Origin of the sequence: Bacteroides sp. AM37-9 (assembly GCF_003603455.1) — a bacterium.
Lineage (GTDB): Bacteria > Bacteroidota > Bacteroidia > Bacteroidales > Bacteroidaceae > Bacteroides > Bacteroides xylanisolvens.
Window position 1 is genome coordinate 298,532 of sequence record NZ_QTNF01000002.1, and the last position, 13,648, is coordinate 312,179.

General features: G+C 43.7%; 11 protein-coding genes. 9 read left to right on the forward strand and 2 right to left on the reverse strand.

Annotated features, from left to right (window positions below):
* Window position 1: 1 nt before the first annotated feature.
* A complete protein-coding gene (locus tag DW862_RS02375) occupies window positions 2–532 on the reverse strand; it encodes an RNA polymerase sigma-70 factor (protein WP_008016003.1) in 531 nt (176 codons plus the stop codon).
* Between the two features lie 313 nt (window positions 533–845).
* Here DW862_RS02375 and recJ point away from each other — a divergent pair, with 313 nt between their 5' ends.
* The 9 genes from recJ (at window position 846) to dnaG (ending at window position 12,945) form a co-directional block, all read left to right on the forward strand.
* A complete protein-coding gene (gene recJ / locus DW862_RS02380; RefSeq protein WP_008016000.1) occupies window positions 846–2,564 on the forward strand; it encodes a single-stranded-DNA-specific exonuclease RecJ in 1,719 nt (572 codons plus the stop codon).
* Window positions 2,557–4,461, forward strand: a complete 1,905-nt coding sequence (locus tag DW862_RS02385; protein WP_004311061.1) for an ATP-dependent DNA helicase RecQ — start codon at window positions 2,557–2,559, stop codon at window positions 4,459–4,461. Before recJ ends, DW862_RS02385 begins: the two co-directional genes overlap by 8 nt.
* A 39-nt stretch (window positions 4,462–4,500) precedes the next feature.
* Window positions 4,501–5,463: a tetratricopeptide repeat protein gene (locus DW862_RS02390; protein WP_044133046.1), complete on the forward strand. Its 963-nt coding sequence runs from the start codon at window positions 4,501–4,503 to the stop codon at window positions 5,461–5,463.
* Between the two features lie 233 nt (window positions 5,464–5,696).
* Window positions 5,697–6,143, forward strand: coding sequence for a transposase (locus DW862_RS02395; protein WP_004307855.1), 447 nt, complete (start codon window positions 5,697–5,699; stop codon window positions 6,141–6,143).
* A 476-nt stretch (window positions 6,144–6,619) separates the two neighbouring features.
* On the forward strand, window positions 6,620–7,468 hold the full coding sequence (locus tag DW862_RS02400; protein WP_004307854.1) for a prephenate dehydratase: 849 nt from the start codon (window positions 6,620–6,622) through the stop codon (window positions 7,466–7,468).
* Window positions 7,443–8,621 carry a pyridoxal phosphate-dependent aminotransferase gene (locus tag DW862_RS02405; protein WP_118218695.1) on the forward strand — a complete coding sequence of 393 codons (1,179 nt, stop codon included), beginning with the start codon at window positions 7,443–7,445 and terminating at the stop codon, window positions 8,619–8,621. The genes DW862_RS02400 and DW862_RS02405 overlap by 26 nt, the downstream gene beginning before the upstream one ends.
* A 105-nt stretch (window positions 8,622–8,726) precedes the next feature.
* Complete coding sequence (locus DW862_RS02410) at window positions 8,727–9,788, forward strand: bifunctional 3-deoxy-7-phosphoheptulonate synthase/chorismate mutase type II (RefSeq protein ID WP_004307852.1); 1,062 nt, start codon at window positions 8,727–8,729, stop codon at window positions 9,786–9,788.
* A gap of 131 nt (window positions 9,789–9,919) precedes the next feature.
* Complete coding sequence (locus tag DW862_RS02415) at window positions 9,920–10,693, forward strand: prephenate dehydrogenase/arogenate dehydrogenase family protein (protein ID WP_004307851.1); 774 nt, start codon at window positions 9,920–9,922, stop codon at window positions 10,691–10,693.
* Window positions 10,694–10,866: 173 nt separating this feature from the next.
* Window positions 10,867–12,945: a DNA primase gene (gene dnaG, locus DW862_RS02420; protein WP_022199406.1), complete on the forward strand. Its 2,079-nt coding sequence runs from the start codon at window positions 10,867–10,869 to the stop codon at window positions 12,943–12,945.
* Between the two features lie 110 nt (window positions 12,946–13,055).
* Here dnaG and folE read toward each other — a convergent pair whose 3' ends face one another.
* Window positions 13,056–13,646 carry a GTP cyclohydrolase I FolE gene (gene folE / locus DW862_RS02425; RefSeq protein ID WP_004307849.1) on the reverse strand — a complete coding sequence of 197 codons (591 nt, stop codon included), beginning with the start codon at window positions 13,644–13,646 and terminating at the stop codon, window positions 13,056–13,058.
* Between the last annotated feature and the right edge of the window lie 2 nt (window positions 13,647–13,648).

A 13,648-nucleotide genomic window follows, 5' to 3' on the forward strand; every position in this document is an offset into this window, starting at 1 on the left:
ATTAGAAAAATAATAAGGTATAAAGATAATCTTTCAGGTTCTTTCTCAATTGTTGCAGCGCTTTACTGATATGATAATCGGCTCCTTTCACTGTGACATTCAGCGCTTCGGCAATCTCCTTCACCGATTTGTTCTCATACCGGCTCATCATAAATGCTTTTCTTGTCTTTTCCGGTAATCCGTTCAAAGTACGGTTCACAATATCGGTTATTTCTTCAGAGAAAAGTCGGTTCGGGTCGGAAGAGTCCAAAGAAGCGATGCGAAAATCAAGTTCGTAGAGTTCATCAGCCAATATACTTTCACGGGCTTCCATTCGCAGATGTTCATTTCGCATATGATTCAATGCCTGGTTCTTTACTACGGTCATCAGGAAAGCATGGATATTTTTCACATCTTCGGTTTTCATCGTAGTCCATAAAGTTATCATGGCTTCGGAAGCTATATCTTTGGATAACATTTCGTCATGAAGATAAGACTTAGCAAATAAGAAGCAGCGTTGATAATACTCCATATAGATATTATCAAATGTCATTCCAGTGTTTATAGTATCATCCAGTCTTCCCATTTTTGTGGATTTCTCTCCTAGTTTTTATATTGGTTGGTGAAGCAAAGATAACCAAAAGAAGTTAGCTGCCAAAAAGCAGTATAGAAAAGTAAAACCATAAAGAAAAAAAAGTCCGGATGCCACTACATTTCTATTGCAAAAAAGTCCTCATCCATACTTCACTGAAATATTTTCGTAATATCTGCCTTTCACTTCCGCTTTTTTTCGTACTTTTACCCCTTGTTGGGAAGAAGTTCCTTTCCAACCCTTGAGAACAGAAAAAGAAAAAACAATATATAAAATGAATCACAAATGGAATTATCGACCCATTACACCCGAACAGGCAGAGACAAGCCAGACATTGGCCCAGGAATTAGGGATTAGCCCGATTCTTGGACAACTTTTGGTACAGCGGGGAATTACGAAGGCAGCAGATGCCAAGAAGTTTTTCCGCCCGCAGTTGCCCGACCTGCACGATCCGTTCCTGATGAAGGATATGGATATTGCAGTAGAACGTCTGAACAGGGCGATGGGAAAGAAAGAACGTATTCTAATTTATGGAGATTATGACGTAGACGGTACTACTGCTGTGGCATTGGTCTACAAGTTTATTCAACAGTTCTATTCGAACCTTGATTACTACATACCCGACCGATACAACGAAGGGTATGGTATTTCTAAAAAAGGAGTGGACTACGCCGCTGAAACCGGTGTGGGACTGATTATTGTACTCGATTGCGGAATAAAAGCAGTAGAGGAAATCACGTATGCCAAAGAAAAAGGGATTGACTTTATCATCTGCGACCATCACGTGCCGGATGATATTCTCCCGCCTGCCGTAGCCATTCTAAATGCCAAACGCCTGGACAACACGTACCCGTACACCCACCTTTCCGGTTGTGGAGTCGGTTTCAAGTTTATGCAGGCGTTCGCCATTAGTAACGGTATCGAATTCCATCACCTGATTCCGTTGCTCGACATCGTAGCCGTGAGTATCGCATCGGACATCGTTCCGATTATGGGTGAAAACCGTATTCTCGCCTACCACGGTCTGAAACAACTGAACAGTAACCCGAGTATCGGCATGAAGGCCATCATCGATGTATGCGGACTTTCTGAAAAAGAAATTACTGTCAGCGATATTGTGTTTAAAATCGGACCGCGCATCAATGCATCGGGACGTATTCAGAATGGGAAAGAAGCAGTAGACCTGCTGACGGAAAAAGACTTCTCGGCGGCACTTGAGAAAGCCGGACAAATCAACCAGTACAACGAAACCCGGAAAGACCTCGACAAAAGTATGACGGAGGAAGCAAACAACATCGTTGCCAATCTGGAAGGATTAGCCGACCGCCGCTCTATTGTGCTCTACAACGAAGAATGGCACAAAGGAGTGATCGGTATCGTAGCTTCCCGTCTGACGGAAGTGTATTACCGCCCTGCCGTGGTACTGACACGGACGGATGACATGGCGACAGGTTCCGCACGTTCTGTTTCCGGCTTCGACGTATATAAAGCAATCGAGCATTGCCGCGACCTGCTGGAAAACTTCGGAGGACATACATACGCCGCCGGACTATCAATGAAAGTGGAGAATGTGGATGCTTTTACCAAACGGTTCGAAGACTACGTTTCACGGCATATCCTGCCGGAACAAACCAGTGCCGTCATCGAAATTGATGCTGAAATCGACTTCAGGGATATTTCTTCCAAATTCTTCAACGACCTGAAAAAGTTTAATCCTTTCGGTCCCGACAACACGAAACCCATTTTCTGCACTCATCACGTCTATGATTATGGAACAAGCAAAGTGGTGGGACGCGACCAGGAACATATCAAGCTCGAACTGGTTGATAATAAATCGAATAATGTAATGAACGGTATTGCGTTCGGACAGAGTTCGCACGTGCGCTATATCAAAACGAAACGTTCGTTCGACATCTGTTACACCATTGAAGAAAACACGCATAAGCGTGGCGAAGTTCAACTTCAAATCGAGGATATAAAGCCGATTGAATAAGTATCAGGAGATATTAAAACAATATTGGGGATATGACTCCTTCCGCGACTTGCAGGAGGAGATCATCACCAGTATCGGCGAAGGCAAAGATACACTGGGGCTCATGCCTACCGGAGGCGGTAAGTCCATCACCTTTCAAGTGCCTGCTCTCGCCCAGGAAGGAATTTGCATTGTCATTACTCCGCTCATCGCCCTGATGAAAGACCAGGTGCAGAACCTCCGCAAACGCGGTATCAAAGCCCTTGCCGTATATTCCGGCATGACGCGGCAGGAAATTCTCACTGCACTTGAAAACTGCATCTTCGGTGATTACAAATTCCTTTATATTTCTCCGGAACGTCTGGACACGGACATATTCCGCACCAAACTGCGGTCAATGAAAGTCTCTATGATTACGGTTGACGAAAGTCACTGTATCTCACAATGGGGATATGACTTCCGCCCCGCTTACCTGAAAATTGCCGAGATACGGGCGCTGTTACCGGGAATTCCGGTACTGGCACTGACCGCCACCGCCACTCCGGAAGTGGTGAAAGATATTCAAGCCCGCTTGGATTTCCGTGAAGAGAATGTTTTCCGCATGAGTTTCGAGCGGAAAAACTTGGCGTATATGGTACGGCAAACAGATAACAAGACTCAAGAACTGTTGCATATCTTACGAAAGGTACCGGGCAGCGCCATTATCTATGTCCGCAACAGACGACGGACCAAAGAAATCACCGAATTACTGGTAAATGAAGATATCACCGCCGACTTTTATCACGCCGGACTGGATAATGCCGTAAAGGACCTCCGTCAAAAACGCTGGCAAAGCGGAGAAGTTCGCGTGATGGTAGCTACCAATGCCTTTGGCATGGGGATCGATAAGCCTGATGTGCGTATCGTATTACATCTTGACCTCCCTGATTCTCTCGAAGCCTACTTTCAGGAAGCCGGACGTGCAGGAAGAGACGGTGAGAAAGCGTATGCCGTAATCTTATATACTAAAACGGACAGAACGACGTTACACAGGCGTGTAGTGGATACTTTTCCCGATAAAGAATATATCCTCAATGTGTACGAGCATCTGCAATATTACTATCAGATGGCAATGGGCGACGGTTTCCAATGTGTACGTGAATTTAACCTGGAAGAGTTTTGCCGGAAGTTCAAATACTTCCCGGTTCCGGTAGACAGTGCGCTGAAGATACTGACTCAAGCAGGTTATCTGGAATATACGGACGAACAGGACAACGCTTCCCGTATTCTTTTTACGATTCGCCGGGACGAACTGTACAAACTGCGGGAAATGGGAACGGAAGCGGAAGCTCTGATACAGATGATTCTCCGTTCTTACACCGGAGTGTTCACCGATTATGCCTATATCAGCGAAGCCACCCTGTCCGTACGTACCGGACTGACCCGCGAACAGATTTATAACATATTGGTCACGCTTACCAAACGTCGCATCGTAGATTATATTCCGCACAAAAAGACTCCTTATATTATATATACACGCGAACGGCAGGAACTTCGTTTTGTGCACATCCCCCCTGCTGTCTACGAAGAGCGTAAAGCCCGGTATGAAGCTCGCATCAAGGCGATGGAAGAATATGTCATTTCGGAGAATGTGTGCCGAAGCCGGATGCTGCTCCGCTACTTCGGAGAGAAAAACGAGCATAACTGCGGACAATGTGATGTTTGCCTTAGTCACCGTGCAACAGATACGCTGACCGGGGAGTCTCTTGAAGAACTGAAAAAGAAAATAGCAGAATTACTTGCCCAAAAACCGCATACGCCGGCAGAAATAGCCGAGAAAATAGAAGCGGAGAAAGAGAGAGTCAGTGAAGTCATCCAATATTTATTGGAGGAAGGTGAATGGAAGATGCAGGATGGAATGATACATATTTCAAAATAAGTTACTACCTTTGCAAGGTAACTCAAAAATAACACAGTCATGCCGAACTTTTTTAAATCTTTCTTCTCCGGTAAGTCGGAAACTCCGGAAAGTGAAAAACAGAAAAACGATCAGAAAAATTTCGAGATTTTTAAATACGACGGTTTACGTGCGCAACGCATGGGACGTCCGGATTATGCAGTAAAATGTTTTACAGAAGCTCTTGCCATTCAGGAAGAGTTTGAAACAATGGGCTATCTTAGCCAACTCTACATTCAGATGGGAGAAACGGCAAAAGCCCGCGAACTGTTGGAAAAAATGGCTGCCATGGAACCTCATCTCACGAGTACTTTCCTGACACTGGCAAATGTATGCTTTATCCAGGAAGATTATCAGGCCATGGAAGAGGCTGCCAATAAAGCAATTGCCATTGAGGAAGGAAATGCCGTAGCTCATTATCTGCTAGGAAAAGCCCGTAAGGGACAAAACGACGACCTAATGACCATTGCCCATCTCACCAAAGCGATCACTTTGAAAGACGATTTCATCGAAGCCCGCCTGCTACGTGCAGAAGCTTTGCTGAACCTGAAACAGTATAAAGAAATGATGGAGGATATAGACGCTGTACTTGCTCAAAATCCGGAGGAAGAAACTGCCATGCTCCTGCGTGGAAAAGTGAAAGAATCCAACGGTCAGGGCGAAGAAGCGGAAGAGGATTACAAACTGGTGACGGAAATAAACCCGTTCAACGAACAGGCTTACCTTTACTTAGGACAACTTTATATCAATCAGAAGAAGCTGACGGAAGCCATCGGACTGTTTGATGAAGCCATCGAACTGAATCCGAACTTTGCAGAGGCCTACAAAGAACGCGGACGTGCTAAATTACTGAATGGTGATAAGGATGGTTCTGTAGAGGACATGAAGAAATCTTTGGAACTGAATCCGAAGGAGGAAGCTGGTCTGAATGGAGAATTCAAAAACTTGGGACCGAAACCGGAGGCACTGCCGGGAATCTTTTAAAATAAGACCGAAAGCCTATCATTATATAGTGTAGGAACTATCAGAAACGACGGATTGACATCAACATTGATAAGGCTGAAAGCCTTCCATTATATAGCGTAGAAACCATCAGGACGGATTGACATCAACATTGATAAGGCTGAAAGCCTTCCATTATATAGCGTAGGGCATCGCCCTACGTATTTATAAAACCCAAATACAAGCCCTGAAAGGGCGGAACATGAACTAACTATATGCCACAATCCCTATCAAAGAACTATATTCATCTGACTTTCAGCACTAAATACAGGAAGGACAGTATAAACGAGGATAAATTATCAGAAATATCCAAATACATCTCCGGCATTCTGAAAAACATAGACTGCCCACCTATCATAGTAGGCGGATTTACCAATCATATACATATCCTATGTATTCTCAACAAAAACATCGCATTATCCAAAATGGTAGAAGAAGTAAAACGTAGTTCGTCAAAATGGATAAAAAGTTTAGGACCCTCATATCATGATTTCTCCTGGCAAGAAGGATATGGAGCTTTCTCAGTCAGTCAATCAAAAGTTGAGACTGTAACTCGATATATTCTGGGACAAAAAGAGCATCACAAAAAAATGACCTTCCAAGATGAACTGAAAATGTTTCTAAAAGAATATCAGGTTGAATATAATGAAGAGTTTATATAGAATCATACTATGAAAGACGTAAACGTCCAAGCAGTTCCGCCCTTTCAGGGCTTATGTTAGGTGTATGCTTTTACGTAGGGCGATGCCCTACGCTATATAATAGAAGGCTTTCAGCCTTAATGAAAGAAAAGGCTACACGCAAACCAGAGAAAGACGACATGTAAAGCTCAAAACAGAATGACCTTTTCATTTGTTTTTGATGAAAAAACAAAAAAAATATCGTTTTTTGTTTGCATCTAACAGAAAATTATTACTTTTGCCCCAGAATTAGAAACCAAAGCAAAAAACAAAGATTCGAATGAAATCATTTACTTATGCATATTACTTCTTTTTTTACTTTTACTTTAGCAACAAAGTAGAGCGGGAGTTTGTATGTATCAAGTGACAGTGATGCTTAAGGACTGAATAGAGAAATCAATCATATGAATCCCGCTCCAATATGGACGCGGGATTTTTTTATATAATACATTAAAACAATGAAAAAGATAGCAATTCAAGGAACACTCGGCTCATATCATGATATCGCCGCACACAAGTACTTCGAGGGAGAAGAAATAGAGTTAATCTGTTGTGCCAACTTCGAAGACGTGTTTACTTCGATACGAAAAGACAGCCAGGTTATCGGAATGCTAGCCATCGAGAATACAATTGCGGGAAGCTTGCTGCACAACAATGAGTTGCTGCGACAAAGCGGCACACAAATCATCGGTGAATACAAACTGCGTATCTCGCACAGCTTCGTCTGTCTCCCTGATGAGAGTTGGGAAGACCTGACTGAAGTCAACTCCCACCCTATCGCCCTGATGCAATGTCGCGAATTTCTGAATCAGCACCCACAGTTGAAAGTAGTGGAAGGTGAAGATACTGCCCGCAGCGCGGAAATCATCAAGAATGAAAGTCTGAAAGGCCATGCCGCTATCTGCTCCAAAGCAGCAGCCGAACGTTACGGCATGAAAATTCTTCAGGAAGGCATTGAAACGAACAAACACAACTTCACCCGTTTTCTGGTAGTTGCCGATCCCTGGCAAGTGGACGAACTCCGCCAACATCATGTCAACGCAACCAACAAAGCGAGTATGGTATTCACTCTTCCGCACACAGAAGGTAGTCTGTCACAGGTTTTGTCTATTCTATCGTTCTATAATATCAATCTGACAAAAATCCAATCGTTGCCAATCATCGGACGGGAATGGGAATACCAATTTTACGTAGATGTGGCTTTCAACGATTATCTAAGATACAAGCAATCTATTGCCGCAATCACTCCATTAACCAAAGAACTTAAATTATTAGGCGAATATGCAGAAGGAAAGTCAAACGTATAAAATCGCTCCTGCCGACAGATTGGCAAGTGTTAGCGAATACTACTTCTCAAAGAAACTTAAAGAGGTAGCACAGATGAATGCTGAAGGAAAAGATGTCATCAGCCTCGGTATCGGAAGCCCCGATATGCCTCCTTCAAGGGAAACCATCGAAACATTGTGCAACAATGCTCATGATCCTAACGGACACGGTTATCAACCGTATGTAGGTATCCCCGAACTGCGCAAAGGTTTCGCCAATTGGTATCAACGCTGGTACCGAGTGGAACTGAATCCGAATACGGAAATACAACCATTGATCGGTTCGAAAGAAGGAATCCTCCATGTTACGCTGGCATTTGTCAATCCGGGTGAGCAGGTGTTAGTCCCAAATCCGGGATACCCCACCTATACTTCTTTAAGTAAAATACTTGGCGCGGAAGTTATCAACTATGACCTGAAAGAAGAAGACGGCTGGATGCCCGACTTTGAGGCACTGGAAAAGATGGATCTTAGTCGTGTAAAACTGATGTGGACCAACTACCCGAATATGCCGACAGGAGCCAATGCTACTCCGGAAATCTATGAGCGTCTTGTTGATTTTGCCCGCCAAAAGAATATCGTGATTGTGAACGACAATCCGTACAGCTTTATCCTGAACGATAAGCCTATCAGTATTCTAAGTGTGCCGGGAGCCAAAGACTGTTGCATCGAGTTCAACTCTATGAGCAAGAGTCACAATATGCCCGGCTGGCGTATCGGTATGTTGGCATCGAACGCAGAATTCGTACAATGGATATTGAAAGTGAAAAGTAATATCGACAGCGGTATGTTTCGTGCCATGCAACTGGCTGCAGCAACTGCTCTTGAAGCAGAAGCAGACTGGTATGAAGGCAATAACGAAAACTATCGCAACCGTCGTCACCTCGCCGGTGAGATTATGAAAACATTGGGATGCACCTACGACGAAAAGCAAGTAGGAATGTTCCTCTGGGGAAAGATTCCCGCTTCCTGCAAGGATGTAGAGGAACTGACGGAAAAGGTGCTGCATGAAGCAAGAGTGTTTATCACTCCGGGATTTATTTTCGGCAGTAACGGAGCAAGATATATTCGTATCTCTCTTTGTTGTAAAGACAATAAACTGGCGGAAGCACTGGAAAGAATAAAAAGAATATAGGTTTCTGTTGTTCTCTCTTCAAAAAAAAGAAGAAAACAGCAGCATAATGAGACAGAACAAATTCAACGAAAACAAGTTATTAAAAGAATAAAAACAAATAAGAATATGGAACTCGAATCAATTTTATTACCGGGCATTGAAGCTAAAAGACCGATTGTCATTGCCGGCCCTTGTAGCGCAGAAACTGAAGAACAAGTAATGGATACAGCCAAACAACTGGCTGCAAAAGGACAGAAAATATACCGTGCCGGCATCTGGAAACCGCGTACCAAACCGGGAGGTTTCGAAGGTATCGGCGTAGAAGGTCTTGCCTGGTTGAAAGAGGTAAAGAAAGAAACAGGAATGTATGTTTCTACGGAAGTAGCAACAGCCAAACATGTTTACGAATGTCTGAAAGCGGGAATCGATATTCTTTGGGTAGGTGCACGTACCACTGCCAATCCCTTCGCCGTACAGGAAATCGCCGATGCGCTGAAAGGTGTTGATATCCCCGTATTGGTTAAGAACCCGGTGAACCCGGATCTCGAATTATGGATCGGAGCACTGGAACGTATCAACAACGCTGGTTTGAAACGCCTGGGTGCTATCCATCGTGGTTTCAGCAGCTATGACAAGAAGATCTACCGTAATCTTCCCCAATGGCATATTCCTATCGAACTGCGCCGCCGTATCCCTAATCTTCCGATTTTCTGTGATCCGAGCCATATCGGTGGAAAACGTGAATTAGTAGCTCCGCTTTGCCAACAGGCGATGGACTTGAACTTCGATGGTCTGATCGTAGAAAGCCACTGCAATCCGGACTGTGCTTGGAGTGATGCGTCTCAACAGGTTACTCCGGACGTACTCGACTATATCCTCAATCTACTGGTGATCCGTACTGAAACGCAATCTACCGAAAGTCTGGCACAACTCCGTAAACAAATTGACGAATGTGACGACAATATCATTCAGGAACTATCAAAAAGAATGCGCGTAGCCCGCGAAATCGGTACTTACAAAAAAGAGCATGGAATCACCGTTCTTCAAGCCGGACGTTACAATGAAATCTTGGAAAAACGTGGCGCGCAGGGCGAACAGTGTGGTATGGACAGCGAGTTTATGAAGAAAATTTTCGAAGCCATCCACGAAGAATCGGTTCGTCAACAGATGGAAATTATTAATAAATAAAAAGCAGCCTCTCCACTAACCCTCTTCCAAAGAGAGGAAAGAAAGTAACCTTACTGTTCATATTGACAAGAGTAACTTTTAGTCTGTTCTCCTTGGGAGAAGGTTAGGGAAAGGATTTTTAAATAAACATTATGAGAATATTAATCCTTGGAGCCGGCAAAATGGGCTCTTTCTTTACTGATATATTAAGCTTTCAACATGAAACGGCCGTGTTCGACGTCAACCCGCACCAGTTGCGTTTTGTCTATAACACGTATCGTTTCACCACATTGGAGGAGATTAAGGACTTTGAACCGGAACTGGTTATTAACGCCGTTACAGTGAAGTACACGCTGGATGCCTTTCATAAAGTATTGCCTGTGTTACCGAAAGACTGTATCATTAGTGACATTGCCTCTGTAAAAACAGGACTGAAGAAGTTTTATGAAGAAAGCGGTTTCCGTTATGTCTCCAGCCACCCGATGTTTGGCCCTACTTTTGCTAGTCTTAGTAATCTAAGCAGCGAAAATGCCATCATCATCAGTGAAGGAGACCATCTGGGAAAAATATTCTTCAAAGATCTCTATCAGACATTGCGTTTGAACATCTTCGAATATACGTTCGACGAACACGACGAAACAGTAGCTTACTCGCTTTCTATTCCGTTCGTATCGACTTTTGTATTTGCTGCCGTAATGAAACATCAGGAAGCTCCGGGAACTACGTTCAAAAAGCACATGGCAATTGCCAAAGGCCTATTAAGCGAAGACGACTACCTGCTTCAGGAAATTCTATTCAACCCACGCACTCCGGGACAGGTAGCCAATATCCGCACGGAGTTGAAGAATCTTCTCGAAATTATCGAGAACAAAGATGCGGAAGGAATGAAAAAGTATCTGACTAAGATTCGGGAGAAGATTAAATAATCCATTATATAGAGAGGGATCAGGGGAAATAATAATCTTCCGTGTGCCTCTCCGGTTACAGAACCATCCCTTATATAGGCAAGATTTTACGATCCTCTGCATACTTTTTTGTTTGCAGGGGATTTTTTTATGTGTACCTTTGTATCCGCAAAAACGGATTCACAGGAGAAAGAATGATAGATCAAGTTACCATAGACCGAATATTGGACGCGGCACAAATTATGGATGTCGTTTCAGATTTTGTCACCCTGCGCAAACGTGGTGTCAATTACGTCGGTTTGTGTCCGTTCCATAGTGATAAAACCCCTTCTTTTTATGTCTCTCCCGCCAAGGGATTATGCAAATGTTTTGCTTGTGGAAAAGGTGGAAACGCAGTGCATTTCATTATGGAGCACGAGCAGATGTCATATCCGGAAGCGCTGAAGTACCTTGCCAAGAAATACAATATTGAAATCAAGGAGCGGGAATTAAGCGATGAAGAGAAGTTTGTGCAAAGCGAACGTGAAAGTCTGTTTATCGTCAATAACTTTGCGCGCGATTATTTCCAAAACATACTAAAAAATCATATAGACGGGCGTAGCATCGGTATGGCTTATTTCCGCAACCGTGGTTTTCGCGATGACATTATTGAGAAATTCCAACTAGGCTACTGTACTGAAAGTCACGATGCATTCGCCAAAGAGGCAATCCAAAAAGGATATAAAAAAGAGTATCTGGTAAAAACCGGACTTTGCTACGAAACGGACGACCACCGATTGCGAGATCGTTTTTGGGGACGTGTAATTTTCCCTGTCCATACGCTTTCCGGTAAAGTGGTGGCTTTTGGCGGACGTGTACTTGCCAGTGCAACGAAAGGGGTTAAAGTAAAATACGTCAATTCACCCGAATCGGAAATCTATCATAAAAGTAACGAATTATACGGTATATATTTTGCCAAACAGGCTATTGTAAAACAAGACCGTTGTTTTTTGGTTGAAGGTTACACGGATGTAATCTCCATGCATCAATCCGGTATAGAGAATGTGGTTGCTTCTTCGGGAACAGCCCTTACACCGGGACAAATCCGTATGATTCACCGGTTCACCAACAATATGACTGTGCTTTACGATGGTGACGCAGCGGGTATCAAGGCCTCTATCCGGGGAATTGACATGTTATTGGAGGAAGGTATGAATATCAAAGTCTGTCTTCTTCCCGATGGGGACGACCCGGACTCTTTTGCCCGCAAACATAACTCAACGGAATTCCAGGCTTTCATCTCTGAACATGAAACGGACTTTATCCGCTTCAAAACAAACTTGCTGCTGGAGGATGCAGGAAAAGATCCCATCAAGCGTGCGGAACTGATTGGTAACTTGGTGCAAAGTATTTCTGTTATCCCGGAAGCGATTGTCAGAGATGTCTATATCAAAGAATGTGCACAGCTACTTCATGTAGAAGATAAGCTGTTGGTATCGGAAGTTGCCAAAAGACGGGAAACTCAAGCAGAGAAACGAGCTGAACAGACGGAACGGGAACGCCGGATGGCTGAAAGAACAGCTACAATGTCTCAAGGGACACCGTCTGAAAATGCTCCGATGCCCAACGGAGATATTCCGTTGCCTCCTGAAATAGATAACGGATATACAGAGGTTCCTCCCTCTCTGCAGGAAGACAACTATGCATCTTTTATCCCCCAGGAAGGAAAGGAAGGACAAGAATTCTACAAATTCGAACGGCTGATATTACAGGCAGTAGTTCGTTATGGAGAAAAAATCATGTGTAACCTGACTGATGAAGAAGGAAACGAGATTCCGGTAACCGTTATAGAATATGTGATTAATGATTTGAAAGAAGATGAGTTAGCTTTTCATAATCCGTTGCACCGCCAAATGTTATCGGAAGCTGCTGCACACATGCATGATTCCAATTTCATTGCTGAACGTTATTTCCTGGCACATCCTGATCCGGTAATCAGTAAATTGAGTGTGGATTTGATTAATGTGCGGTATCAGCTTAGTAAATACCACTCCAAATCCCAAAAGATCGTAACGGATGAAGAGCGTCTCTATGAAATGGTTCCGATGTTAATGATTAACTTCAAATATGCAATCGTAACGGAGGAATTGAAGCACATGCTTTATGCCCTGCAAGATCCTGCTCTCGCCCATGATAATGAAAAATGTGATTCGCTTATGAAACGCTTTAATGAGTTGAAGACCGTACAAAGCATCATGGCAAAACGACTGGGTGACAGGGTTGTTCTGCGATGATTCCCCATCGGTGCCGAGAGATGTCTTCATCGGTGCCCCCCCTCTTCATCGGTACCGAAGCCTGTCTTCCCCGATACCGAAACCCAATAGCGTTTCTTACCAGGTTTTCTCTACAAAGTCCCGTGTTGAATCAGATTCATAAACTCTTCACGAGTCTTTGCCTGATTGAAAGCCCCGGTAAAATCCGAAGTAGTAGTAATAGAGTTTTGTTTTTCTACACCACGCATCTGCATACACATGTGTTTGGCTTCCACTACCACCATTACACCCAATGGATTCAGTGTTTCCTGAATACACTCTTTGATTTGCAGTGTCATGCGTTCCTGCACTTGCAGGCGATGAGAGAATATATCGACTACACGGGCTATCTTGCTCAACCCGGTGATATAGCCGTTAGGAATATAAGCCACGTGCGCCTTCCCGTAGAACGGCAACATGTGATGTTCGCAAAGGGAGAAGAAATCGATATCTTTCACAATCACCATCTGACTGTATTCTTCCTGGAATTTAGCAGAGCGAAGCACTTCATGAGGATCCATGTGATACCCTTTCGTCAAGCTTAACATTGCTTTAGCCACCCGTTCCGGAGTTTTCAGCAACCCTTCCCGTTCGGCATCTTCACCCAACAAAGTTATAATACTACGATAATGACTCTTCAACTCCTCCAGATTCGGAGAAATAATTTCTTCTTTTTCTAACATGA